This is a genomic window from Oecophyllibacter saccharovorans (assembly GCF_006542375.1).
Taxonomy (GTDB): domain Bacteria; phylum Pseudomonadota; class Alphaproteobacteria; order Acetobacterales; family Acetobacteraceae; genus Oecophyllibacter; species Oecophyllibacter saccharovorans.
The window spans coordinates 1,285,122-1,311,172 of record NZ_CP038143.1 but is presented as its reverse complement, the minus strand read 5'-3'; the positions used below and the strand labels follow the sequence as shown (position 1 = coordinate 1,311,172).

General features: G+C 64.1%; 20 protein-coding genes. 6 read left to right on the top strand and 14 right to left on the bottom strand.

Translation table 11 applies throughout. From position 1 onward, the window contains the following. Positions 1–7: 7 nt before the first annotated feature. On the top strand, positions 8–856 hold the full coding sequence (gene hpnK / locus E3E11_RS05640) for a hopanoid biosynthesis-associated protein HpnK (RefSeq protein ID WP_141451540.1): 849 nt from the start codon (positions 8–10) through the stop codon (positions 854–856). A gap of 34 nt (positions 857–890) precedes the next feature. On the opposite strand, the gene E3E11_RS05635 is transcribed toward hpnK, so the two are convergent. Further along, positions 891–1,820 carry an adenosine kinase gene (locus E3E11_RS05635; RefSeq protein ID WP_231119039.1) on the bottom strand — a complete coding sequence of 310 codons (930 nt, stop codon included), beginning with the start codon at positions 1,818–1,820 and terminating at the stop codon, positions 891–893. Between the two features lie 354 nt (positions 1,821–2,174). Between E3E11_RS05635 and E3E11_RS05630 the strand changes: the two genes are divergently transcribed. After that, complete coding sequence (locus tag E3E11_RS05630; protein WP_141451538.1) at positions 2,175–2,792, top strand: bactofilin family protein; 618 nt, start codon at positions 2,175–2,177, stop codon at positions 2,790–2,792. A 120-nt stretch (positions 2,793–2,912) separates the two neighbouring features. On the opposite strand, the gene E3E11_RS05625 is transcribed toward E3E11_RS05630, so the two are convergent. The 6 genes from E3E11_RS05625 to tsaE all read right to left on the bottom strand — a co-directional run bounded on the left by E3E11_RS05625 (position 2,913) and on the right by tsaE (position 13,394). After that, the gene (locus E3E11_RS05625; RefSeq protein ID WP_407938670.1) at positions 2,913–3,719 is read right to left on the bottom strand and encodes a GcrA family cell cycle regulator; all 807 of its coding nucleotides are present in this window, start codon (positions 3,717–3,719) and stop codon (positions 2,913–2,915) included. 161 nt (positions 3,720–3,880) lie between these two features. Continuing rightward, positions 3,881–5,119 (bottom strand): ribonuclease D, encoded by a 1,239-nt coding sequence (rnd, locus tag E3E11_RS05620; RefSeq protein WP_141451536.1) that lies wholly within the window; start codon positions 5,117–5,119, stop codon positions 3,881–3,883. Between the two features lie 177 nt (positions 5,120–5,296). Then, a complete protein-coding gene (trxA, locus tag E3E11_RS05615) occupies positions 5,297–5,626 on the bottom strand; it encodes a thioredoxin (protein WP_141451535.1) in 330 nt (109 codons plus the stop codon). 168 nt (positions 5,627–5,794) lie between these two features. Further along, positions 5,795–9,700, bottom strand: coding sequence for a double-strand break repair helicase AddA (gene addA / locus E3E11_RS05610; protein WP_231118853.1), 3,906 nt, complete (start codon positions 9,698–9,700; stop codon positions 5,795–5,797). Then, a complete protein-coding gene (gene addB, locus E3E11_RS05605; protein ID WP_141451534.1) occupies positions 9,697–12,849 on the bottom strand; it encodes a double-strand break repair protein AddB in 3,153 nt (1,050 codons plus the stop codon). The genes addA and addB overlap by 4 nt, the downstream gene beginning before the upstream one ends. Then, entirely contained in the window at positions 12,846–13,394 is a 549-nt protein-coding gene (tsaE, locus tag E3E11_RS05600; RefSeq protein ID WP_141451533.1) for a tRNA (adenosine(37)-N6)-threonylcarbamoyltransferase complex ATPase subunit type 1 TsaE, read from the bottom strand. The genes addB and tsaE overlap by 4 nt, the downstream gene beginning before the upstream one ends. A gap of 173 nt (positions 13,395–13,567) precedes the next feature. Between tsaE and E3E11_RS05595 the strand changes: the two genes are divergently transcribed. Further along, positions 13,568–14,632, top strand: coding sequence for an NAD(P)/FAD-dependent oxidoreductase (locus E3E11_RS05595; RefSeq protein WP_141451532.1), 1,065 nt, complete (start codon positions 13,568–13,570; stop codon positions 14,630–14,632). Positions 14,633–14,641: 9 nt separating this feature from the next. After that, positions 14,642–15,262, top strand: a complete 621-nt coding sequence (locus E3E11_RS05590) for a GNAT family N-acetyltransferase (RefSeq protein ID WP_231118852.1) — start codon at positions 14,642–14,644, stop codon at positions 15,260–15,262. A gap of 67 nt (positions 15,263–15,329) precedes the next feature. On the opposite strand, the gene typA is transcribed toward E3E11_RS05590, so the two are convergent. Further along, positions 15,330–17,153, bottom strand: coding sequence for a translational GTPase TypA (gene typA, locus E3E11_RS05585; protein WP_141451531.1), 1,824 nt, complete (start codon positions 17,151–17,153; stop codon positions 15,330–15,332). A 187-nt stretch (positions 17,154–17,340) separates the two neighbouring features. On the opposite strand from typA, the gene queF reads away from it, so the two are divergent. Next, positions 17,341–17,835 carry a preQ(1) synthase gene (gene queF / locus E3E11_RS05580; protein WP_141451530.1) on the top strand — a complete coding sequence of 165 codons (495 nt, stop codon included), beginning with the start codon at positions 17,341–17,343 and terminating at the stop codon, positions 17,833–17,835. 19 nt (positions 17,836–17,854) lie between these two features. Here queF and E3E11_RS05575 read toward each other — a convergent pair whose 3' ends face one another. The 6 genes from E3E11_RS05575 to E3E11_RS08470 form a co-directional block, all read right to left on the bottom strand. Further along, entirely contained in the window at positions 17,855–19,216 is a 1,362-nt protein-coding gene (locus tag E3E11_RS05575; protein WP_231118851.1) for an outer membrane beta-barrel protein, read from the bottom strand. A gap of 180 nt (positions 19,217–19,396) precedes the next feature. After that, a complete protein-coding gene (locus E3E11_RS05570; protein ID WP_168189209.1) occupies positions 19,397–21,478 on the bottom strand; it encodes a carbohydrate porin in 2,082 nt (693 codons plus the stop codon). 285 nt (positions 21,479–21,763) lie between these two features. Further along, positions 21,764–23,335 carry a peptide MFS transporter gene (locus E3E11_RS05565; protein ID WP_141451528.1) on the bottom strand — a complete coding sequence of 524 codons (1,572 nt, stop codon included), beginning with the start codon at positions 23,333–23,335 and terminating at the stop codon, positions 21,764–21,766. Positions 23,336–23,449: 114 nt separating this feature from the next. Further along, entirely contained in the window at positions 23,450–23,629 is a 180-nt protein-coding gene (locus tag E3E11_RS05560) for a hypothetical protein (protein ID WP_141451527.1), read from the bottom strand. Between the two features lie 40 nt (positions 23,630–23,669). After that, complete coding sequence (locus tag E3E11_RS05555; protein ID WP_141451526.1) at positions 23,670–24,620, bottom strand: DnaJ C-terminal domain-containing protein; 951 nt, start codon at positions 24,618–24,620, stop codon at positions 23,670–23,672. Next, entirely contained in the window at positions 24,617–24,778 is a 162-nt protein-coding gene (locus E3E11_RS08470) for a hypothetical protein (RefSeq protein WP_168189208.1), read from the bottom strand. The genes E3E11_RS05555 and E3E11_RS08470 overlap by 4 nt, the downstream gene beginning before the upstream one ends. Before the next feature lie 336 nt (positions 24,779–25,114). Between E3E11_RS08470 and E3E11_RS05550 the strand changes: the two genes are divergently transcribed. Continuing rightward, positions 25,115–26,041, top strand: coding sequence for a glycosyl transferase (locus E3E11_RS05550; protein ID WP_141451525.1), 927 nt, complete (start codon positions 25,115–25,117; stop codon positions 26,039–26,041). The last annotated feature ends 10 nt before the right edge of the window (positions 26,042–26,051 follow it).

Here is a 26,051-nt window from a genome sequence, read left to right as displayed (position 1 = left end):
TTCCGCCATGCCGTCACAAGCTTCCTCCCGTTCCGAACGTCGCGTCATCATTTCAGCGGATGATTTCGGCATGAGCGAAGAAGTCAATGAAGGCATCGAGCGCGCCTACCGCGAAGGGGTCCTGACCACCGCCAGTCTCATGGTGGCTGGGCCAGCCGCTGCAGACGCCCTCCGGCGCGCGCAAAAGCTGCCTGGTTTGCGGGTAGGGCTGCATCTGGTGGTGATCGAGGGCGATTCCCTCCTCAGCCTCCCAACCATTACAGATGAAGCCGGCTGGTTCGGCCGCAACCAGCTCAAGCTCGGGGTAGAATATTTTTTCTCGCCCCCCGCACGCAGGGCCCTGAAGCGGGAAATTGAAGCCCAGTTCCGGGCTTTTGCACGCTCGGGCCTGCCGCTGGACCACGCCAATGCCCACAAGCACATGCATCTTCACCCGACCGTGGGCAGGCTCCTGATCGAGACAGGCACCCGCCACGGGCTCAAAGCCGTGCGCACGCCCCTGGAACCTGCCAGGCCGGTTGGCGCTGAAAAAACGCTGGGGGACCAAGCCCTTGCCCAATGGACGCGCGTTCTGCGCGCCCAGCTGCGCCGTGCGGGAATGAAAACCAATGATCACTGCTTCGGGCTGCGCTGGTCAGGTCACATGACCCCAGAACGCCTGCACCGCCTGCTGCCGCAACTGCCGGCGGGGCTGAGCGAGATCTATTTTCACCCCGCAAGCGGGCAGAATGACCAGATGGCGGAACTGATGCCTGACTACCAGCCCCGCGCCGAGCTCGATAGCCTGATTTGTGAACAGACCCGCACACTTATGGCCACGCAGCGCCTGCGCTCCGTCGGCTGGGACGCAGCCTGACCGGCCCGGCAACAAACCTGCCAGGAATGTACTTTCAGACGCGCAGGAGAAAATCATCTCCCGGCCGCGCGCCCATCTGCAGAATCACGGCCCCGGCTGCCTTGTTGCCCAGATCCGCACAATCGGCCAGGGAGCGGTCTCGCGCCCAACCGGCCAGGAACCCCGCTGCAAAGGCATCACCGGCCCCTGTGGTATCCACAGCCCGCACGCTCTGGGTCGGCACGTCATGGCGCTCAGTGCCCTTCACGACGACGGCGCCCTTTTCCCCGCGGGTGACAGCCGTCACCCCTGCATCACGCGCCACGCGGGCCAGAGCGTCTTCAAGGGAATCGGTCTCGTAGAGGGCCTTGAGCTCCTCTTCATTGGCAAAGAGCAGGTCGACTGAATTCCGGACCAGTTCCCGGAAGGCTTCACGATGCCGCTGGATGCAGAAAGTGTCAGACAGGGTCAGCGCCACCTGCCGCCCAGCGGCATGGGCAAGCTCCGCCGCGCGGTGAAAGGCGGCCTGCGATTGCGGCAGATCGAACAGATAGCCTTCCAGATAAGTGACGCGCGCAGCCGCCACCGTGGCGGGCAGCACGTCTGCAGGAGTGAAGTCGACGCAGGCCCCCAGATACGTGAACATGGTGCGCTCTCCCTCCGGCGTGACCAGGATGAGACAGCGCGCTGTCGGCACAGAGGTGTCGCGTGCCGTGTCGCGGGAAGGGTAGGTGACTTTCTGCGCCTGCAGATCACGGGCGAAGTCGCTTCCGGCCGCATCATCCGCCACTGTGCCCAGAAAGCCCGTGGAAAGGCCCATGCGTGCCGCCACGACGGCCGTATTGGCAGCAGAGCCTCCGCCTGCCACACGGTCCACCCGCACTTTTTTCTGCAGGCGCTCCATTGTCGGCGTGTCGATCAGGGTCATGCTGCCAGGCGTAGCCCCGAACTCCGCGAGCAGCTCGGGCGTGGCCTGAACCAGCATGTCCACGATGGCATTGCCGATACACAGAAGATCAAGCGCCTGACCCCTCTCTCCGGCTTCTCCCGCCTTGCGGGCAGATCCTGCGGCCGGCGTGGCATGAGCGGGGGCAGGTATGGACTGAAGCGGGGGCTGGGTCATGCAGGGCTCCGGATCGGCAGTGGTTTCAGTGAATTTCTGTATTGGAGGGCCATCATACAGAGGCGACCAGCTTCTGCCCATGACCAACGGTCTTGCGGGGCGCAGGCGCAAGCGTTTAAGTGTTTGGTGATGTCGCCCGCTCGCGGCAAAGGCCCTTCAGCGCTACCGCGGGCACTGCCTGCATACCGGTTTCCCCTCTCACTCCTCAGGCTGGATATGTTCAAGAAAAACCGTAATGAAACGCCGATTCCCTCTTCTGAAGAGGCTTCACAGCCTACTCCCACCCGCAGCCAGGCCGCCCAGGCCGGGATAAGCCAGGTCGGGTTGGGGCAGCCCGGGCTGAAGGGATTGGGCAGCCCCCTCACTTCCCCCACGCCTGTGCATGTATCCTCCACAGCCACGCGCACCCTTGTTGTCGGGCGAGGCATCACGGTTCAGGGCGCCATCGAGGAAGCTGAAAAGCTGATCGTGGAAGGCACGGTCGAGACCAGCACAATCGTCGCCCGTGAGCTCATCGTCGCGCATGGGGGCACCTTCCGCGGCAATGCCGAGGTGGAGACAGTTGATCTTGCCGGCACGATTGACGGCACCCTGCACGTGCGCGGCAGCCTTGTCGTGCAGACCACCGGTCGCCTGCTGGGCCGCGCTGAGTGCCACCGCCTGCAGGTAGAAGATGGCGGACAGATCACAGGCCAGCTGGAGATGATCACCGCACCGCGTCCCGGCGAGATCGATCAATACGCTACCCCCAAGGGTGAACACGGTGTCATCGGCACGATCGACGAGACAGCTCAGGCTGAGGAAATTGAAGACATCATCGTTGAGGAATCCTGAGCCTCTCCAGACTCAGGCCTTGCAGACCACACAACAGAAAACCCCCTCGCCTTACCGGGCCGAGGGGGTTTTCTGTTGTGAAAAGCAGTGAGGAGCCAGCCGGGAAACCTGGAAGTCCCTTCAGCTGTCCCGACGATCGCGCAGCTTCACATAGGCAATGGCGGCATGTTCTGCGCAATAAGGCTTGCCGGGCAGAGGCGGGGCCCCGCAGAAATGGAAACCCGGCGTCCCGGGATCACCGTTCGGCCACTGGCATGTCGGGCCCTGACGGACAGGGCGTTCAGCAGGCTCCCGACGCGCCTGCGTGGTTCTACGCGCTGCAGGCCGTCCTTCAGCCTTGGGCCGAGGCGTAGAATTCTGGGAGGTGGCGACTTTGCGTGGAGCACCGGCTACGGCGGCAGAAGCATCAGGACGCTCAGCTGTTTCCGGGGTCTTGACGTCTCGTGGGACCTGAACCGGCTCAGCTTCTGGCGCCGGAATGGAAGCAACCGGAGCTGGGCCCTGTTCAGTGGAGGCAGGTGCTGGCGCAGCCCCCTGCGGTTGAGCGCGTGCGCCAGCAGAATCGGCCGAAGCCGGCGCTGCAGAAATCTTCCCTGCCTTGGCCTCCGCTGGCGCAGCACTGGCCGCAGCGTCTTTTTTGGCCTGGGGCGCTTTCGGGGTCTTCTGGGGCGACTGGCCTGCGTCCGTCTGGGCGGGTGCAGACGCTTTTTCACCCGCTTCACCGGACTTGGCACGGGAGGCTTTCTTGCGGGTGGTGCCTGTTCCCTTGCTGCGAATCGGCGACGGGCGCGGCGGCAGCCCCAGACGATGGGCCTTGCCTACGACGGCATTTTTCGTGATGGCCAGCTGACGGCCGATTTCCGCTGTTGACAGCCCCTGGCTCCACAGATCCCTAAGCCGGGCGATCAACTCCTCCGTCCATTCCATGGCCATGCTCTTCTGCCTTTCTCCCGGTCTTGCTTCGTCCCGACTGCGCACTGAACTGACCGGAAAAATCATTCAATACACGGTAATGCGCCTCATTATGCCTGCGCTGGCCTGCCTCCCACAAGTCACGACCTCTTGGCCGCTCCCCGGGCCCAGGCCCTTCAGGAAGCGCCTGGAGCGCCGGCGCTGACTTGCGGCATGCTTTGAGGGGCAACCTGCAAGGCCCCGTCCCTGATGGAAAGCACCAGCTTTCCAGCCAGCAGCTCTTCCGCCTCCCGCCCGAACACGTCAGCGCGCCAGCCGCGCAGCAAAGGCAGGTCGCGTTCTCCCGCTGCCAGGCGCTCCAGCTCCTCGGCTGAAGCCAGCAGCTTGGGCGCCACACGGTGGCTTTCACATCTTTCAGCCAGCAGGACTTTCAGCAGCCCTACCACCCCGGCCGGCGCCTTGGGGCGCTCGGCCTTTTTCTTGCCAGGTGCGACAGGCAGCTCCTGCTCGGGCACCTGTTCCCCCTGCACGACGGCTGCCAGCACCTCAGCCCCCAGCGCGCCCTCCGCAAAGCTGGCATTCACTCCACGGATGCGGGTCAGCCCGGCAATCGTGGCGGGGCGAACGGCTGCGATCTCCAGCAGGCTCTCGTCACGGATGACCCGCTGACGGGGCAGGTCCAACTTCTGGGCCGCGCCCTCACGCCAGGCTGCAAGCTCGCGCAGCACGGCAAGCATACGGCGGTTATTGGTCCGGGCCTTGAGTTTTTTCCACAACCCCCGGGGATCAGGCCGGAAAGTGGTCGGATCCGCCAGCTCGGCATGTTCGCTCTTCACCCAGTCCAGCCGTCCCTGCGCCTGCAGCTGGGAGTGCAGCTTTTCATACACCGTGCGCAGATGGGTCACGTCAGCAGCGGCATAGGAGAGCTGGGCTTTCGAGAGCGGACGGGCCGCCCAGTCGCTGAAACGGTGGGCCTTGTCGATTCCCTGGCCGGTCAGCGACCCGACAAGGCTGTCATAGCCCACCTGGTCGCCGAAACCTGCTACCATCGCTGCAATCTGCGTATCGAACACATTGACCGGCAGCGTGCCGAACAGGTGGAGAAAGATCTCCAAATCCTGGCGGGAGGCATGGAAAACTTTCACGCAGTGCGGATCTGCCAGCAGCTCGGCCAACGGGGCCAGATCAAGCCCGGGCGCACAGGCGTCAATCAGGGCCACGTCTTCCGCCCCTCCCAGCTGCACGAGGCAGAGCTGGGGCCAGTAAGTGCGTTCGCGCACGAACTCCGTGTCAATCGTCACGAAAGGTTCGTGGCGCAGCTTCTCGCACAGCTGAGCCACCTGTTCCGAGGTTGTGAGAACGACAGGGGCGGGAAAAGAGGATTTCGACGGCGGTCTTGAAGATTGCTTCGACATAGGCCTTCTCTTTACACCTTCCCGCAGCGGCTTGCCATGAATCAGGCAAGGACCGCTCGGCCTTGCCCATGAAAGCCGGCAAAAAAGAGCCTCCCGTCTAGGGAGGCTCCAAGGCTGTGGCAGGCTGGACCTGCCTGAACCCAGACGGGTTCGGGAGAAGTTCTCTGTCAGGAAACGTCAGAAACAGGTCTTTTCGACCCAGGCCTTGAGCTGGCTCATGGGCAGGGCACCGACCTGCTGACCCACCACCTGGCCGTCACGGAACACCATGAGGGTCGGGATGCTGCGCACGCCGTATTTCGTCGGCACCTCCGGGCTTTCATCAATGTTGACCTTGACCACCTTCAGGCGTCCTGCAAATTCCCGGGCAAGCTCTTCAAGAGCGGGGGCCACCATCTTGCAGGGGCCGCACCACTCAGCCCAGAAATCCACCAGGACGGGTCCGGTGGCCTTCAGAACCTCCGCATCGAAATTCTGGTCATTCGCCGCGACGACATTTGCGCTCATTTCCGTAGGCTCTCTCTAATTCAGACTCTAATTCAGATTGGCAGAAACCGGCCAGTTCCTGGCAACATCCCCTGCCGGACCGGACTGATGGTCTCCTGCTGATATCGGGAGGGGTCGGCAAAAACACAACCCCTTTCCCTGCTGAAGCCTGCCGCCGCCAACAAAGGCTCAGGGTCGGCTTTCAGTCAGCAATGCCTGCAGGGCGCGATCCAGTACAGGGCCGGGAAGCTCCATGACCAATGGACCGGCATCCCCCCCCTCTGTCCAGACCAGAAAACAGCGTGCTGGCAGGCCGGGATAGATCTGCTGCAATACCGCGCGATAGGCTGCCATCTGGCGCAGATAGACCTCCGGCACCCCAGCGAGGCTGCCGGGTGGCCTGCGGCCTGTCTTGTAATCACACAGCCACAGAACGCCTTCATGCAGGCAGAAGCGGTCCACCTGACCCAGAACCACTCTGCCTCTCCCGTCAGGGGCTGAACCGTCAGCGACTGAGCCGTCAGGAAGTGTATCTGATGCCAGCACGCCGGAAATCGCCTGTTCCGCGCGGCTCCCCGCACCGAAAAGCGGGGCCAGGGCGCCTGCTTCCATGACCTGGAGAACCTGGCCGGTCAATCTCTCAGCTTCGGCAGGCGCCAGCGCCCAGCCAGGGCGCTGCAGGTAAGCCAGCGCATGGGCCCTGCGCTGATCAGGCGCGATGTCCGGCAGAAGCTGAAGCAGGCGATGGACCAGAACGCCGCGCTGCATGGCGCGCGCACGCCGGCTGGCAGCACTTGTTCCCTGCAGTCGGGCTGCCGTCTTCAGCCGGGCGCCCAGGGCCAGCGGACCGGCACTTGCTGCAGCGTCCCGTCCCTCCTGCAGCCCTTCTCTGTCTTGGGCCGCATCCAGCGGGCCGGGAACGGGCGGCTGCAACCCGTATTCCGCCCCTTCAGGGCGACTCGGCGTCAGCGGGCGCGCCAGGGCGTGTTCCAGGGGGGCCGGACGTACCTGCCAGTCCGGCGCCTGACCCAGCCAGTCCGGCAATGCCGCACTTTCAGAAACCACGGCCACAGGCTTTCCGGAAGGCTTTTCAGGCTGGGTCTGGGTACAGTCTTCCTCCAGCACCAGCTTCTCACCGCTCCAGCCTTCCCCCTCCTGCGACACGTCCCCTTTCAGCAGGGGCGGCTCAAACGCCTCCCTCTTTACGCCGGCCAGCCGCTCCAACCCGGCGCGGCACATCTGGTACCAGTTCTCCCCGCCTTCACTGTCGGTTGGCTCTTCCGCTTCCGGCCCGACGTCTTCTTCTCCCCTGCGGGGTCGGCCCTGTTCCCAACCGCAGATGAGCAGGCTGTCACTGGCACGCGTCAGAGCCACGTAAAGCAGCCGGTTGCGCTCGCGGCGTGCACGTTCGCGGGCCTGCTCAGCCAGATGCCGGCTTGCCGGAACGCTCATGTCGCGGCGCGGCACCCAGAGCGGCATTTCCATTCCCGCCACTTCCCCCCACAGCAGCCCCGGCTCCCGCTGGCCCGATGAGGTGGTATCCGGCAGAATAACGAGGCGCGACTGCAGCCCCTTGGCCCCGTGCACCGTCATCAGCCGGACAGCGTCACTGACGCTTTCCGCCTCACGGCGGATCGTCAGCTCAGCGCCCTGAAGCCAGTGCAGAAACCCCTGCAGGGAAGGCGTGTGGCGCTCTTCATAACGCAGGGCGGCATTAAGCAGCTCATCAAGCGGCTCGGCCGCTTCCACCCCCAGACGGGCCTGCAGCGCGCTCCGCCCCCCGTGCTGGCCCAGAATGCGCACCATAAGCCCGTAAGGCGTTTCGTAATCCACCCTGTTGAACAAGGCTTCAAGGCGCTCCCAGACTGCCCGCCACTCCGCCCGCTCCCGGTGGCGTGAACGCAGCACGGTCCACAGAGGCCGGCCGCTCGGGCCCAGCAGGGAACGGTGGCCATCATCAGTACACAAGGCCATGAGGGAAGCATCGCTCAGTCCGCCCAGGGGGGACGTGAGAACACAGGCCAGGCTGAGGTCGTCCTGGGGAAGCAGCAGCGTGGCGCACAGGGTCAGCACATCCTGGACAGCCGGCTGCTCCAGCATTTCGGCGCGCAGGAAACTCACCACCGGTACCTGGCGCGCCTTCAGCGCCCGCACCAGGGCCCGCAGAAAGGCCGAGCGACGCGGCACCAGGATCATGACATCCTCGGGCTTCAACGGCGGCGTGCCAGGCTGAAGGGGGCGGCCCAGATGTTCCTGCAGCCAGTCCGCCAGGGCAGCGGCCAGAATCTGCGGCGGCGTGCGGCGATCCCTGTTGACGGTCGGCGCCCGCCACGGCCCTGACTCCTGCCCCTCCTCCTTTTCAACCTGCGGGACCAGCGGCCACAGCTCGACGCGACCGCCCTGCCCCGGCCTGGCCGAGACATGGGCCGGCAAGGGCGCCTCGCCGTCACGCAGGCCGGCTGAGGCCGGCTGGGCAGCAAACACGCTGTCGACCGTCTCGAGCACCGGCGGCACTGAACGGAAAGAGACATTGAGCTGCGGCTCCGCCCACAGCAGCCCGGCTTTCTTCACCCGCTGGGCAAAGATCTTCCGCCATGTGTGAAACTGGTCCGGCTCAGCGCCCTGGAAACTGTAGATCGACTGCTTGAAATCGCCCACTGCGAAGACCGTACGGGGCCGTGCCTGGTCATGCACCCCTTCCCCGCTGAAGAACTCCTCGGTCAGGGCGCCTGCGATCTCCCATTGCAGGCCCGAGGTGTCCTGCACCTCGTCAAGCAGCAGGTGATCAATGCCGCCATCAAGCTTGTACATGACCCAGGCGGCGCCCGGATCATTCAGCAGCAGGCGCGTGCGGGCGATAAGGTCGTTGTAGTCGACCAGGCCACGCATGGTCTTTTCCTGCTGGTAGCGCATCAGGACCGGGGCAGCCAGCTGCAGGAAATCCCTGTTGACCGCCAGCAGCTCCAGCGCCCGCCCGGCTTCGAGCAGTTTCAGCTGCCGTTCGCCTTCCGCCGTCAGCCAGGCCGGCAGATCAGGCTGGCTCTTGCGCGCTTCCTTGGTGATACGCCGCTCCATCTTACACACTTCCCCTTTCTGGGTCAGCAGAAGGGCCTGCAAGCGTGCCGGATCACGTTCTGCTGCAGGAATTGCAAGCCATTGCAGCAGGGGCTCCACGAAAGTCTGACGGCTGTTGGCGCTCACCAGGGGCAGGGCCGCCTGCAGGGCGGTGCGTATCTTCTCCTCTTCAGCCAGGGATTGCATATCGCGCTGCAGGCTGGCGCGGTCTGTTGAAACGATCTCCAGCAGATGGGCATAATCCTCGTTCACCTGGTCGGGCTGCTGGCTGAGACGCGCCAGCAGGCCCCGCAGGCGACCGGTTTTTTCATTGAGTTCGGCCAGACGCTTCACAAGGTCGTCCAGCCCCACCTGCCCTGCCAGGTCCCGGACAGTTGCAGGATGGGCGGCGACTTCCTCTTCCAGCGCCGCGCGCAGGGCGATCCCACTGTCGCTTTCCTCCATGAGGGAAAAGCGCGGATCAATGGCTGCCTCAATGGGGAAACGGCGCAGCAGCGACTGGCAGAAGGCGTGAATCGTCTCGATCCGCAACCCGCCCGGCAGGTCCAGCACCCGCAGGAAGAGCCCGCGTGCCTGGGCGCGAGTCTCAGGCGTGTCGGGCACCTGCAAGGCCGTAAGCTCCGCGGCCAGTTTTTCTTCAGGCAGGGTGACCCAGCGCCCCAGGCGGTCCTGCAGGCGGGTGGCCATCTCCGCAGCTGCCGCCTTGGTATAGGTCAGGCAGAGAATGCGCGCCGGGTCAGTGCCTGCCACAAGCCGCATCTCCCCTTCACGGTCCGGCAGAAACAGGGGAAGCATCAGGCGCAACAGGCGGTCGATCAGGAGCTTGGTCTTGCCTGAACCGGCCGAAGCCGAGACGAAAACCGACGCCATGGGGTCAGAGGCGACAAGCTGGGCCGCATCCGCTTCAGCCTTGGCGCGCAACAGGGCCAACCCCTGGTCGCGCAGAGACGCAGCACCTTCCTGGCCGCCGGATCCGGTCTGATCTTCAGCCGTTTTCAGACTTCTCTTTTCTCCGCTCACCGGCTACCACTCCGCCATTCACTGACGCGCGCCAGCTGGGCGTAATCGGTAAAGCGCGCCGTATGTTCAGCCCAGGGATGCGACAGATAGGCATGCCGAGGGTTGTCGTAATCACCGATCAGGGCAGCCAGCTGGTCCAGCGCGCCATCAACCAGCTCATCGAGGGAAAGCGCGCTTTTCCTGCCCGGCATCTCATGCACCCTGCCAGGTACAGGACCGCCCTGCAGCTGCCAGTAAACCAGGCTTTCAGCGCGCGCCGCCGGCAGGTCCGGGAAATATCCCCGTGCCAGCAGGGCGGCTTCCAGCACCATCTGGGAATCCCAACCCAAGGCCACATCCGCCTTCCGCGGCGGCGTGCCGGTCTTGTAGTCGAACACGCGTGCCGCACGCAGTGCAGCAGGCGCGTCTTCAGCTCCGTCATGCATGGCGGCAAGATCAATCCGGTCGGCCCGACCGGTCAGGGTGAAGGAACCGCCGGGCAGGCCGTGAAGGACATGGCGCACCTTTGCTTCAGCAGCGGTGGTCCAGACGCCACCGCCCAGACGCTGCGGCAGTTCCTGGGCAACAACCCAGTCAGCGATCCGCTCCAGGCGCGGGCGCCACCAGGCCACCAGGGCCGGGCGCAGTGGCTGCGCTTTCAGGGCCCGCTCGAAACAGTCTGCCAGCTCCCGGCGCGCGTCAGCGGGCCAGGCCTGGGGGTGGCGGCGGAACATCTCCTCCAGCGCCGCATGCACCACCAATCCGTAATGGGCGTGGTCCACCCCCTCCTCCAGAGGCGGCAAGGGGCGCAGTTTCAGGATATGGCGGCCGTAGATGGCATAGGGATCACGCTTGAGAAGATCGATCTCCGTGATGCTCAGCCGCCGCGGACGCAGCGCCAGCGGCGGCCGCGGACGGGGCGGCGCGACAGGGGTTGCCACTGCATGAAGCGGGCGGTCGAGAACCTGCTGCCAGGCCAGGGCTGCTGGCGCAGGCAGGGCAGGCGCTTCTTCCTGGCCGGAGAGATAGGCCTGCAAGCGCGTCAGCCAGCGCGCACGCACGGCAGGGCTGCCTTCCCGCCGGGCAGGGGCGGAGAGCAGCACCTGACGGGAGGCCAGAACCGACATGAGGAAATCATGCGCGCTCGCCCCCAGCCGTCGCTCGGGGGAAGGCAGCCCGACCCGCTGGCGCATCGGGCGGCTCAGCCATGGGCCGGGATCGGTTGCCGGCGGCCAGCTGGCTTCCGTCAGGGCGCCCAGAATGACCGTATCAAAGGCCATGAGGCGCGCTTCAAGCACCCCGAGAATGGAGATGCGCGGATGGGCCAGCGCCACACCCTGCTGATGGCCCCGCAACCCTGTCAGGCTCTTGCCGGCCATTGAAACGGTCAGAAAGGCCTCCAGCCCGTTGAGCCGCTGGCCGGGCAGGGCTTCGCCATGGGCCATGAGCTCAGCCAGGTGACGCGACAGAAGGCGCCCGTCATCCCCGCGCCACAACTGCGCGCCCGGGCGCGCAGAGCTCTCCTCTTCCGCTTCCTCCGGCAATGCAGCCAGCGCTTCGGCAGCCTGCACGAGACCGGTCAGCAGGTCAGGCAGGGAAGCATCGCCCTCCAGCGCCAGCAGGGGCGCGAAGGCCTGTTCAATCCTGTCCAGAAAGGCTTTCAGCGGGGCGGGAGTATGGGGCGCATCGGCACTGCTGCCCCAGCTGGCGGGGTCTTCCCCCCTCTCAGGGGACTGGCCATCCTGCCCATGCTTAAGGGTGTTTTTTTCAAGCTCTTTCTCACGCTCAGCCAGGGCCTGGCGCAGACCGGCGATGCCTGGTGGGGGCGACGGGCCTCGCAGGAGCTGGCGCTCCAGCAGCCGCGCGCTGGCCCGTGCCCGGCCAGCCCCCAGACCCAGTGAGGCCAAAGGATGCTTGAGCACGGCCAGCAGGGCGACCGGGGCAAGCTGGCTGGCCGCCGCATCAGCGACAAGACGCAGGAAAACAGCCGGCGGCGTTCCGCTGAGGGGCTCACCGGCCGAATTATCGGCATGAATGCCGAAACGAAGCAGCTCGGTCTCCACGCGCCGCGCCAGGGAGAGATCGGGCGTGACCAGGCTGGCCCGCCGTCCCGGCTGCTCAGCAATCGCACGCAGGGCGAGCGCGATGACCTGCGCTTCCTGCTGGGTGTCTTCGGCCGTCAGCAGGCTCAACCCTTCCACGCCGGCTGCCAGAAGGGAATGCGGCTGCTGGCGGCCCCAGCTGAACAGCCCCTGCTCAGGCAGCATCACCTGGCGCATCAGCCCTTCCCTTGCTGCATGGCTGTCCTGTGCAGGGGGAGACGACTGCGCCCACACTTCCAGGCGGCTGCGCGGGACCTCAAGGGTTGTCAGCAGATCGCGCAGCAGCGCCTGGGGATGGGCCTGGGGCAGGCTTTCCCACAAAGGCTCGTTCAGTTTCAGATCCACTCCCTGGAGTATGACGCACCCTTCAGGTGCGCGCGCCACGGCCCCCAGCAGCTCGGCCACCCCCCCGCTGCCATCAACGAAACCCGCTGCCCATAAAGGGCCTTCAGGCGGCGCCTGCAGCCAGGCTTCAGCCTGCGCCCGCAGCAGGCTCACCTGCCGGGCAACAGGGTTGGAAAATCCCTGCTCCTGCAGCCAGGCAGGCCAGAATTTCGTGACAATTTCAAGAAAGACCAGCGTCTCCTGCCAGTGCTCGGCGTAATCTTCAGCCACCGCCGTCGGCAGCGCGTGGGCCAAGTCCACGCCGGCACGCTCGGCCTCATCCATCAGCTGCGCCAGCGCCTGGGCCAGGGGCCAGGCACGCTCCAGAGCGCCTTCGGAATTGTCGGCAATTCGGGCCAGAGGGGCTTTCAGCACAAGCTGTGTCAGCACCACCAGACGGTGGGTCGGGTCCACGGCAGGCGGAAAACGTGCTTCCAGATCCATGGCAAACAGCGTTTCCTCCTCCAGATCTCCCAGAGGGGTGATGGCCGGCAGCAGGGCAGCGCGCCCATCCAGAACGCGCAGGAACGCTTCCTGCAGCGCGCGCGCCGCACGGCGGCCCGGCACGAGAATGCGTCCGCCTGCAGCACCGCCTTCATCGCGCGCGCCGTAGCGCTGCAACCACTCCTGGGCGATCCGGTCCAGAAAGGGTTCCGTTGCCGCAAGGGTGGCAATACCGCTCATGACAGCGCTGCCCCTGAAAGCCCAGCCACTTCAGGAAAGGCCCGCTCGGGCGGCCAGTTGCGCACCGTCACTTCCCGCATCTGCATTTCCCCCTCACCGCTGTCTTTCAGGCCAGAACCATTTTCAGGAACCGGGATGGAGAAAATCAGCTGCACGGCGTCAGGGGGCAGGCAATCTTCCGCACGCTCAGGCCATTCCACGAGCATGAGGTCGGCGCAAGCTTCATCCCAGGCGAGCTCCGCCAGGCTTTCAGGTCCTTCCAGCCGCCACAGATCGTAGTGATAGGCCGGGCCGACCGGCGTCTCATAGGGCTGGACCAGCGAGAAGGTCGGGCTGGGCACCTCAAGAGCCGGATTCTGCGACAGCGCCCGCAGAAAAGCGCGGGCAAAGGTGCTTTTGCCACTGCCCATCTCTCCTGAAAGCGCCCAGCAATCCCCGGGGCGCGCTGTGCCCGCCAGGGCGCGCGCCAGGGATTCTGTCGCTTCCTGGGTCGGCAGTCGGAAATGCCAAGGCGGCCGGTGGGTGAGAGGCTTGGGAGAAGGCACGAACAGGAATCCGGATTGTCACGCGGGTCGTTGCAGGACACGGTACAGGGCATAACCTCTGCCTGGGGCAGCGACACTGTTGAACTGACAGGAGTGAATTGACAGGGGCTTCTTTTACACGCACCCGTTTAACACGCTCTACCTTGAAACTGCGAATTGCCTATAATCATCCCATGACCCATCTGCCCCCTGATGCCCCACGCCCTGCGCCTCCCTCTGCAGCACCCCGGCAGCTGGAAACTGACATCGCCATCATCGGGGCCGGGCCGGTCGGTCTTTTCGCCGCTTTTGAATGCAGCATGCTGCGCCTGGGCTGCGTGCTCATGGACGTGCTGGACACGACAGGCGGGCAATGCGCGGCCCTTTATCCGGAAAAGCCGATCTATGATATTCCGGCTCACCCCTCCATCACGGGCGGCGGGCTGATCGAGGCGCTGGAAGCGCAGATCGCCCCTTTCGAGGTGCCGCGGCTTCTGGGCAGCCAGGTGGTCGAACTCACGGGAGAAGCGGGGAATTTCACCCTGCGCAACACGCGTGGCGACATCGTGCGGGCCAAAGCCGTCATCATCGCTGCCGGTGCAGGCGCTTTCGGCCCCAACCGTCCGCCGCTGGAGGGGCTGGAAGCTTTCGAGGCGACAGGATGCGTGCAGTATTACGTCCGCAAGCGCTCGGAGTTCGCCGGCAAGCGGGTTGTGGTGGCAGGCGGCGGCGATTCGGCCCTGGACTGGGCGCTTTCCCTTTCCGAAGTGGCAGCGCATGTCTGCCTCCTGCACCGGCGCGACCGTTTCCGCGGCGCGCCAGATACGCTGGCACGCATTGAGGAACGGATCGCCGAAGGGCGGGTGGAGAAGATCGTTCCCTATCAGCTTCATGCCCTGCACGGAGAGGCGGGAGCGCTCACCCATGTCGAGGCGCAGACCCTTGACGGCCAGTCGCGCCTGCTGGCAGCTGACGTGCTTCTGCCCTTCTACGGCCTGTCGACAGATCTGGGCCCGATCGCGCAATGGGGGCTTGAGACACACCGCACCTCCATCCCCGTTGAGCCCGCGACGATGGCCACCAATGTCCCCGGCATCCACGCCATCGGTGACGTGGCCCAGTATCCCGGCAAGCTGAAGCTGATCCTGCAGGGCTTTTCCGAAGGCGCTGTCGCAGCCCACGCGGCTTTTGCCACAGCCCGCCCCGAGGAGGCGCTGCGCTTCGAGCATTCCACCAGCCGCGGCGCCCCCGGCGCCTGAGCGACGCGCGTGCAGCCCCCTTCTGCGGTCTCCGGCACCCTCACCGGGCACAGCTGCGGCAATGATATCAGCCTGCGCCCTGCCCGGCCGGAAGACCTGCCGGCAATCCTGGCCATCTACAACAGCGCCATCCGCGACACGACGGCTGTTTATACGGAGGTTCCCACCACCCTGACCGAACGCGCGGCCTGGCTGAGAGCCAAAGAGGCTGCAGGCTGGCCGGTCATCGTGGCAACCCTCCGAAACACCGGTCCTGAACATGACGGGCGGGTTGCAGCTTTTGGCACTTACGGCACCTTCCGCGCCTGGCCCGGTTACCGCTTTTCAGTCGAGCATTCCCTCTATGTCAGCCAGGCCCACCGGGGCCGCGGGGTCGGCTCGCTTCTCCTGCAGGCCCTCACTGACCATGCCACCCGCGGGAAAAGGCATGTCATGATCGCAGGCATTGATGCGGCCAACAGCGCCTCGATCCGGCTGCATGAAAAACACGGCTTCCTGAAAGCCGGTCTCATGGAACAGGTCGGCTGCAAGTTCGGCCGCTGGCTTGACCTGCAATGGATGCAGAAACGCCTCAATACTTCCCTGTCCCCTGCCGAGCCTGCACCCGCAGGCCTAACAGAAAGCCCTTAAATGCAAAAACGGGAGCCCCGCTTTGGGAGCTCCCGTTTTTGCCATTCAGACCCTGCAGGGGGTCAGCTCAGGCATTCTTGCCGCTGCGAGCGGCTTTCTTGCGCTCATTGGGGTCCAGGTAGCGTTTGCGCAGGCGGATGGCAGAGGGCGTCACCTCAACCAGTTCGTCATCCCCGATATAGGCGATGGCCTGCTCAAGGCTCATGACGCGCGGGGGTGTCAGCTGCACAGCGTCATCCTTGCCGGAAGCGCGCATGTTGGTGAGCTTCTTGCCGCGCACCGGGTTCACGTCCAGGTCGTTCTCGCGCGAATGCTCGCCCAGGATCATGCCGGTATAAACCTTCTCACCGGCATCAACGAACAGAACGCCACGGTCCTGCAGGGCATCAAGCGCATAAGCCGTCGTCTGGCCGTCCTCTGCGGAAATCAATGCACCGTTGCGGCGTCCCTCGATCGGGCCTGCATAGGGCCCGTAGGAATGGAACAGACGGTTCATGATGCCTGAGCCGCGCGTGTCGGTAAGGAACTCGCCATAATAGCCGATTAGGCCGCGCGAGGGGATCAGGAAGGTCAGGCGCACCTTGTCGCCGCCGGAAGGCCGCATGTCCTGCATCACACCCTTGCGCAGGGACATCTTTTCGACCACGACGCCGGAATAGGGCTCATCCACGTCGATCAGAACCTCTTCATAGGGCTCCTCGCGCTCGCCGGTCTCCTCATTGTCGCGAAACAGCACGCGCGGGCGGCCGATGGTCAGCTCGAACCCTTCGCGGCGCATGTTCTCGATCAGCACGCCCAGCTGCAGCTCACCACGGCCGGCCACTTCAAAGGCCTCGCTCTCGGGGCTTTCGGTGACCTTGATGGCCACGTTGCTTTCGGTTTCCTTGAACAGCCGGTCACGGATCTGGCGCGAAGTGACCTTCTTGCCCTCACGCCCGCCCAGCGGCCCGTCATTGATGCGGAAGGTCATGGACAGGGTCGGCGGGTCGATGGGGGTGGAAGGCAGCGGTTTCTCGACAGCGGGATCAGCCAGGGTATCGGGAATGGTGGCTTCAGCCAGCCCCGCGATGGCGACAATGTCACCCGCCTGCGCCTCTTCGACAGGCACGCGGTCAAGCCCGCGGAAGGAGAGCAGCTTTGTCACCCGCCCCGTCTCCACGACCGTGCCGTCAGGGCGCAGGGCCCGAATCGGCATGTTCACTTTCGCCCGTCCCTGCTCCACCCTTCCGGTCAGGATACGGCCCAGGAAGTTGTCGCTTTCGAGAATGGTGGACACCATGGCGAAAGGCTTGTCGGGATCAAGATCGGGTGCTGGAACATGCTTGAGGATCAGGTCGAACAGGGGGCTGAGGTCTTTCTTGGGCCCGTCCAGCTCGGTATCGGCCCAACCCTGCCGGCCTGACGCGTAGAGCATGGGGAAGTCCAGCTGCTCCTCATTGGCATCCAGCGAGGCGAACAGGTCGAAGATCTCGTCATGCACCTCATCGGGGCGCGCGTCGCCACGGTCCACCTTGTTGACCACCACGATGGGACGCAGACCGCGCGCCAGGGCCTTGCCGAGCACGAATTTGGTCTGGGGCAGCGCACCTTCGGCCGCATCCACCAGAATGACCACGCCATCAACCATGCTCAGGATACGCTCCACCTCGCCGCCGAAATCGGCATGGCCCGGTGTGTCGATGATGTTGATGCGCGTGTTCTTCCACTCGACCGACGTGCACTTGGCCAAGATGGTGATGCCGCGCTCACGCTCCAGATCGTTGCTGTCCATGGCACGTTCGGCAACGTGCTGGTTTTCACGGAAGGTGCCCGACTGTTGCAGGAGCTGGTCGACGAGCGTTGTTTTTCCATGGTCAACGTGCGCGATGATGGCAATATTGCGAATATCCATAAACTGGCTTTCGACGGTCTTTCAGAAAACGGGGAAATGAATGAGAATGAGCCGTCTTCTGCACCCAAAACACTTTTTTTGCAAACCCGGCTCTCAAGCCTTCCCTCTCCTGTGTCCCCGCCCCGCCCGACACCAGGGCAGCGGGCAGGAAAGGCCGTAACGGAAACCGGGCCCGGAGAATGAATTCATGAGCTCTTCTTCAGCGCCGCCTTCAGGTCCTTCGGCCCCTGGCACTGACGCTCTCAGCCAGCTCGGCCGCCAGAGCGCCCAGCCCGCCTCTCCCGAAGAGGCCGTGCTGGAGCGGGTGCCGGCCCCCCATCCGGACAAGCGTTACGTCGTGCGCTTCACCGCACCGGAATTCACCTCGCTCTGCCCCGTGACGGGGCAGCCCGATTTCGCCCATCTGGTCATCGACTATATTCCGCGCAACTGGATCGTGGAGAGCAAGTCCCTCAAGCTCTACCTGACCAGCTTCCGCAACCATGGCGCCTTTCATGAGGACTGCTCGGTCAGCATCGCCACCCGGCTGGTGGACCTGCTGGACCCCCAATGGCTGCGGATCGGCGCATACTGGTATCCCCGCGGCGGCATGCCGATCGACGTTTTCTGGCAGACGGGCCCGGCCCCCCAGGATGTCTGGGTACCGCCCCAGGACGTGCCGGGCTACCGCGGGCGCGGCTGAAGCCTGGAGGAAACCTCTTTCAGAAACCCAGCGTCACATCACCGCCGATCAGAATCCGGTCGCGATGGGTGAAGGCTGCAAAGGGTCTGGTGTTGTTGAGCGCGCGGTCAAAGCGGATTTCCGGGCGGATCTGCAGCAGCTTGACATAACGGCTGACATGCGGTCGCCAGACAGCGTTGAAGGACAGGTCACCGTAGGTGGTGGGAGGCGCACTCAGGGTTCTGGCGGGACGGCCCAGAATCGAGCGCATATAGGAAGTGTTGCCCGGAAACTGGGTGACGAACCCGCCGGTCTGGTCCCGGTAGACCTCTGCCCGCGCATTGAAGCTCAGCGTCGGGGTGGCGGCATAGCTGCCCCAGCCCACCGCGCTCCAGGTATTGTCCTTGATCCCTTCATCATAGACGTGGTTCAGCTCGCCGGTCACGCTCCAGCGCGGCGTGATCTGCCAGCTGGCGTTGAGATCGTACCAGAAGCGTTGCGCCGAATGGGCGACAGCCGGCCCCAGGGTGCGCCAGGCATCTTCCGGCCCGACCCGGAACAGGCCGTTTACGGTCACCGTGTCGGAGGGCTGGCCGCTGAAGCCGAAATACCCGTCGGGCCGGCCGTTGTTGTTGCCCTTGCCGAATGAAACCTGGTTGCCGGCATCAATGCCGAACAGCACCTGCCAGGCGCCCACATGCCACTGGAAATAAGCCCCGACATGCTCGAAGGGCACGGAATATTCACTGGTATAGGCCAGGGTATAAAAAGCGCGCTGTGCGGGGTTGAGCACTTCCACCCCCATGGGCGCCATGAGAATGCCGATCTGGCCATCCAGACCGCCTTTCGTCAGCCAGGGCATGTGCAGGGCGACATTGGCCTCTGTGGGCGTGAGCTCGTATTCCGTCCCCATCCAGCGATCGGAAATTCCGGCAATTTCATAGATGCGGGCATCCGAGCCGTAAATCAGCTGGAAATTGAAGCCCAGCCCATAGCCGTCTCCGATAGGATCAACGGGTTTGGTGATCGTCAGGGCGATCTGGTTCAGCATGGGCTCATTGGCGTAAGGCGACAGGAGCTGGCCGAAATTCTGCCCATTATGCGTCCGGGCGCTGTTGGCCATGATGCCGGCCTCCACCTGAAGGCCGACATCGATATCGGAAAACCAGGTTTTCGGCTTCGGCGCTTGAGTGAAAGCATGCACCACCGGCCCGCCGGCCGGGCCTGACTGCGACGGGCCTGAGACATTCTTCCCGGCAGCCATGCTGGCTGGCGCAACCGGCTTGGCGGCCACAGCCCCGGGAGAAGCGGGCGGGTCAGCAAAGGCCTGGGCAGGCTCCAGGAGAACAGGCAGGCTTCCCAACACGCCTGCCCCACGCAACAGTTGGCAGGCTTTCTGCAAGAAGTTTTTTTTCAGGAATTCCCCCCCCCTTCCTGCAACGGCGCTGCCGGGGGCAGGACCGGAAAACCGGCTGGAAGAAAGAAAGCGTGTTCCCGCTGCAGGCGGCAAGGGCATGCTGATGGCATCGTCTCCGGTCAGTTCAGGAAATCTCGAACTTTACTGCCCGGCCAGCAAAATTCCTCAGAAAGTCAGGCCGGCTTCCAGGTCCAGCAGGAAGGCGTCCTTGTAACGCCGCGTGCCGCCTGGCCGCCAGATATACTGGATACCCGGCCGGATCAGCGCCCACCAGGCAGGGCGGTAACCGTAGTTGAATTCCAGCGCAGTTTCCATGGTCGGCACGTACAATCCATTCGAGCGCTTGGCAACCGCGCAAAACAGAGCCGAAGAGCCCCCATCGCAGATGTTGCGCATGGTCTGGATCTCATGGCGCAGCTTGGAACTGGCCCAGAGGGCTTTCATGCCCAGGCTGACTGTATCTTCGGGACGGCTGGCGAACGTGCCCTTGCGCGTTATGCCGGCAGTGACGAAATACGGCGCAGGCGATGCGGCACGATTGCCCCAGGTGAATGAGAAGAACCCGGCGGTGGAACGCCGCGGGTCAGCCTTGTCGCGCTGCAGGAGGCTGTCGATCTGGAAATAGGCGCCGTGCCGGTTGCGGATCTTGCGGGGCGTGATGATACCGCGCAGGGCAGCTGGAATACCGGCATGGTATTTCGCCGCATTGGCCGGCGGCACAATGGTGAACATGCTGAGCTTGGAGTAGACATCCTCCACTTCCGAGCTGTCCCAGTAAGCGCCGAGGGTCACGTTGGTCTGGAAAGGCCCGCTGTAGTCGTCAGGACCGCCCTTGTGCCAGCGCACCTGAAACGGCACGAAGCTGCCCATCGCCCCCTTGAGCCCCATCTTGAAGCCGTTGCCCTTGTTCTGGATGGTTTCATCCACGCTGTAGACGCCGGTCTGGATCGTCCACTCATTGGTGCCGTCCAGAAAGAACTTGGCCCAGGCGCCGGGATGGGCGGTCGGGTACCAGCCATAGCCCGAGTTCATGGCAATGGATTGGGGCATACCGCAGATGGCGTTTGATTCGAACTGACAGTACAGGTTCGCGCCCCAGTAGACGGAAGAGGCTTCAAACTGGTCTTCACTGTTCAGCTCGCCGACCTCGGTGCGCACGTAGCGGTTCCACTGATATTCCCATGACAGCTTGGTCAGATGGGCCCACTCGCCTGAACCGGCGATTTCCTGCGGGCTGTCAAGGGCCGGCATGCTCTGGGCCAGGCTGTGGCCCTGCCGGATGGCGGTGGTGAAGTGGATCGTGCCCAGGTCAGTGCCGAGCTGAAAGAGCTTCTGAAGGTTGAAATCCAGGCTGAAGGCTTCTTCATCGGCATATTGCATGGTCTGTGACATGCCGCCCGTCAGGTTGGCTGCCGAATCCTCAAGCCAGCGCCCGCTGAAGGTCACACCGTGATCGACCAGCCAGGGACGCCAGCCATCCCAGTCACCGGTCATGGTCGACCACTGCATCCAGTCACTGAAGCTCGAAGGCAGCCAGCCTGTCTGTTTCGGAGGGCCTGGGGTCAGGGGGAGATAGCGCTCGAGTGTGCCACCGCCGATCGGCTCATTGGCCAGTCCGGAGAAATACTGGTTGAGCATCTGCTGCTGGGCGGAGATCTGTTTGATCACCGGCATGCTCAGCAGATCAGCTGCCTTCTGTTTCAGAGCGCTGGCATCCCCAGCTGGCGTCAGAGCCGAAGCATCCTGGGCCGTGCCGGGCAGCGGCAAGGCCGCTTCACCTTCCCCGTTTCCGACTTCGCGCAGCCCGTCATCGCTCCGCACTGCCGCTACACTGGTGGAGGGCTGGACCTGACCTGGCTCTTGTAGAGCGGGTCCGGATTGGCTGGGTGGTGTAGGCGCCCCCTGGACGGGAGGCGCGGCAGTTGCGGGAAGTGGCTTCGCGCCTGGGCGCAGCAACCCTTCATCAGCACCCCCTCTTTTGCCATGCGGGCTTGCAGCCTGGGGCGGCAGAAGAGTGGTGGCCACAGCCCGGTTGTACGGAAGTTCAACCGTGGCAGGCAGGGTATGGGAAGAAATATGGGGGGCCAGCACTGCCGCAGCCTGCCGGGGGGTCAGGGCGGCGGTGGCAGGTGGCACTCTCCCGGCCGCACGCGACCTGGGTGCTGCGGAAGCCTGTGCCGGGTCGCCCGGGAAAATCTCTTGTGCCAGTCCCCAGCCCAGCACCACGAAAAGGAGTGCGCCGGTCATTTTTCTGCCGGTTCTTCTCACCTGTCGTGCACCAGATTTTCTGAGCATCTCACCGCTCATAGGGCTCTCCCTGGCGTTTTCCGAATGGCCTTCCTGTAACGAATAGAGGCCTGCCCCGCTATACTCTGCAAGGAAACCGGGGCTTTTCCCTCCGAGCTGCGACGTGAAAGCCACGTTCAGCCTTTGGCAGCCATTCAGGCAGCCTGGCGGCTGGGATGAAAACATTTCCTGGTCAGGCAGCTTACCTTCAGGCTGCCTACATATCGACCTTTACCTGCAGATGCTTCACACGTTTTCGCGATCAGCCCGTCGGGACACCTCAGCGTGCAGGCGCTCCAACCGCCTGGCCAGTGGCAGCAGAAGAACTACCAGCAGGCACAGCCCCGAAGCCCCCAGAAAGAGCGTATGAAACAGAGGCGCGTAGAAATGCGGCCCCGTCGCCTCCCCGGCACCGATCGGCAGGGCGGCCAGATTAGCCACCAGACTGCCGACATACATGCCCGCCCCCCAGAGCAGAAACAGCCCGCCCATCAGCAGGGCGCTCAGGCGTGCAGGCGCATAACGGGCCACGATGGCCAGGCCGAGCCCGATCGTCAGCAGTTCACCCAGTGAAACGATGCCGTAACCCGCCACCATGACCCAGGGCGACACCAGAGTGGTCGCCGTGCGGGCCGCCTGCCACCAAAGCAGGAAGCCGAGGGCCACGCAGCCATAACCGATGGCGATCTTGAGCGCCGGGCCCGTTTCATGGCCCCGCCGGGCTGCCCGGTGATAAAGCCAGGCCAGAATCGGGCTGAAAATCATGATCCAGATGGGGTTGAGCGCCTGGAACTGGGCAGCCGACATGGTGAAAACCGGCCAGTGCCCCAGGTAGAAAGTGCCGTCCACTCCCCGCAGGGCGAACAGTGTCAGGGAAGTCTGCATCTGCTGGTAGAAAACCTGGTAAGCGACTGTTTCCAGGCAGAGCAGATAGGTCAGGGCCAGGCCGGCTTTCTCACAACCGGGGACCCGCCTGTACAGTACAGCCCACAGCACCAGCAGCCCGAGCGTGGCGCCGATCACACAGAAACGCGCCAGAGCCGCATCCCCCAGAACCAGCACCGAGCCGGCCCACAGCACCAGCAGCCCACCGATCAGCAGGCCCCATTGCCACAGGGCCAGGGGGCGCCGGCGGAGTTGGCCGCCGGCCGGGCTGCGGGAGAAAAAGCGCGTCAGCAGGGGCTGGCGCCACAGGTAATATCCTACCCCCATCAGCAGCCCCAGCGCACAGGCCAGAAAGGCCACGCCGGCGCCGAAGCGCAGCTGCAGCCAGGGCATCAGCAGCATGGACACTGTCGAGCCCACGTTGATCGACATGTAGTAGAGGGTGAAAGCGGCATCCAGCGCCGCTGAATCGCCCGCGAAGATCCGCCTGACCAGCGTGCCGGCATTTGGCTTGAAGAGCCCGTTGGACAGGGCGATCAAAGCCAGGGCAGGCAGAAAGAGATGTCGCTGCGAGATTGAGAGGGCCAGCATGCCGTATCCGGCCGTCAGCCCCAGCGCGCCTGCCAGAAGGATCGGACGCGTGCCGGTGAGGCGGTCGCCGATATACCCGCCCACGACCGGCAGGGTATAAATCAGCATTCCCAGGGAACCCAGCATGAGGTTGGCTTCCACCTCACGCATGTGCAGGGTTTCCACCATGAACAGCGTCAGAACGGCCTGCATGCCGTAAAAGCCGAACCGTTCCCACAGCTCTATGGCCAGAACGACCGAAAAAGCCTGGCGTCGCGCTGAAGCCGCAGAAGGGCCACGCGCGGAGAGAGCAGGTTTTTCCCTGCGCTCAGGAGCGCCGGGCTGGGGCGTCGGGTCGGTCATGAGGCAGGTCCGGCGGCTGGGGGGGAGTGGAAGCGCCCACCCTATACGTCCCCCCGAATTCCACCAAGCCTTGGCGCCTGTTCCTCAGCCCCGGATATCACCGGGGCCTATCAGTCAGAAGGGGGAGTCGAAATTCGCGTGCACGTGGAAGCCGTGGACGCGTGCCACACCCACATAGCTGATCACGCCCAGCCCGATCACGAACAGGATGGCGATCAGCGCACTGCCCAGCGGGGCGGGACGCCAACGCAGAATGGCGGAAATGATATAAGCCGGATCATGCGAAACGTGCATGGCGCCCTTTTATCCTCCTATGCAGTTCCCCGCCCCGACGTCAGCCGTCAAGCGTTCCCAGGTTCTCGTGTTCCCGCAGGAACGTCTCCAGCTCGGGTTCGGGCTTGCCCAGCATGATCGCAAGGCTGATCAGCAGGTCACCGGCCGGTTTAGTGGCCGTCGCCGCAATGCCGCGTCCCTTGAGGCGCAGGATCGTCCCGCTGCTGGAATTGGGCTGCACCGTGACTGCCACCGCACCCTTGGGCGTGTTGACCCTGATCTTGCCACCCAGAACTGCCGTGCGCAGGTCGATGTCCTGCGTGGCTTCCAGGTTGCGCCCGTCGCGCTTGTAACGCGCGCTGGGACTGACGAACACCTTGAGCAGAACGTCCCCAGGCGTGCCGGGCGTGCCGTCGCGCCCTGGCTGGCCGGGCATGCCCTTGCCACGCAGGCGCAGGGTGGTGTCGTTTTCCACCCCTGGCGGAATGGTGACCGACACTGTGCGCCCGTCGCCGAGATTGATGTCGCGGTGACCGCCCAGCACGGCTTCATCGAAAGTGACGTGAATCTGCCCATGCAGATCCTGCCCCTTGCGCGGCCGGCCGCCGGCGCTGCGGAAACCGCCACCACCGCCCCCGCCGAACATGCTGAAGATGTCCTGCAGGTCGTCCTCGCTGAAATTTCCCTGGCCGCCGAAGCCGCCACCACCGAAGCCTCCGCCGCCATAGCTGCCGCGGAAACCGCCGCCACCACCGCCAAAGCCCCCTGCGCCGAAGGGCGCGCGTTCCTGACCGTCGGCATCGATTTCACCGCGGTCGAACTTGGCGCGTTTCTCCTTGTCGCCCAGGATGTCATAAGCCTGGTTGACCTTCTTGAACTGCTCTTCAGCCTGCTTGTCATCGGGATTCATGTCCGGATGATACTTCTTGGCAAGCTTGCGGAAGGCCGTGCGGATTTCCTTTTCGTCTGCCGATTTCGGCACGCCGAGAACTGTATACGGATCAGCGCTCATGGATTTGCCAAGCCTCCCAGAGTCGTGTCGTCGAGGAGGTCAATCATCACAGCGAGAATCTCATCACGCGGATAACCGGCTTTAAGCGCCTTCTCGAACAGGGCTTCCAGTCCCGGTAACAGGAACTGGTCCAGCGATGGTTTCTTGGTAACTGTCATGAAAGGAAATCTCCGTCATGCCCCTGAACAAGGGCAAAGCCTGGATACCGGGGTCGGCACGCTGTCAAAGACACCCACCCTTTTTGAGCAGGAGACATGCAGGAAACATGTCAGCCGCGTTTCTTTTCCCTGAGTAACACAGTCTGCCGGCCCCGTCACCGTGTCATGCAGCACTGCCTTGGCTCCATCCAGCCTGTGGCGCCTGCTGACATGAGACATGACAAGCCGCTCTGATCCGTTAAATATGGCGCCATGATGACTGCCGACCCTTTCCCTGATTCAGGGCCGCCACTTTCCCCACCTGTCAGCGCAGATACAGGCAGGGCTCCTGCTCAAATGCAGGGCGGAAGGTTTCTGGTCACCGGCAGCGATGCACGCTATTTCCCGCTGCTGCAGGAGCTGATCACCTCTATCCGCCGCCTGCCTGAATTCACCGGCCTGGCGCTGGCCTGCGTGGATGGCGGTCTGACCCCCGGGCAGATCCGGGCCCTGCAGGCACAGGGCATTCCTGTCAGCCCGCCCCACATCCCTGCAGGCATTCCCCCACGTGCCCTGCGTCAGCGCCCCAGCCTGGCCATCGGTCTGTCCAAACTCTGGCTCGACCGGCTCTTTCCTGAAGCCGGCACAATTCTCTGGCTGGATGCCGATGCCTGGGTGCAGGAAGCTTCCGCGCTCGAGCTCCTTTTCAGCGCTGCCGAAACGCAGCGCCCAGCAATCGGCGTCATCGCTGAACTCTTCACCCACAAGCCTTTCCGCGTGCGGTGGACGCCGTTCGGCCTGGCCCAGATCCGCTCCATTCTCTACAAGAACGCTTCCCTGGCCCGCCTCCCGCGCAGCATTCAGCGGCAGGTGGGGGTACGGCCCACGCTCAATGGCGGCATCTTCTCCCTGGCACGGCAGGCCCCGCACTGGGAAGTGTTGCGCCATTGGCAGAAACGCGTTCTCAGACACGGCAAGATTTTTGCTTCAGACCAGCTTTCCATCGGTTTATGCGTCTATGCGGACCACATGGAAGCGGCGTTTCTGCCCGGCACCTGCAACTATATGGGGCCGTGGTATTTCGATCCCCAACGCAACAGGATCTGCCAGCATCTCTGGCCCCATCATCCTGCCGGCATCATTCATCTGGCAGGCCATGACGACATGCGCCTTGACCTGAAGGCCACCACGGAAGTCATGCTGCTGCAGGGCGGTGCACCCACCGGGCGGAAACAGCTGATGAACCTGCGTTATGCCAGCCTGCAGAAAACTGCGGCCTTGTGACAACCCACAA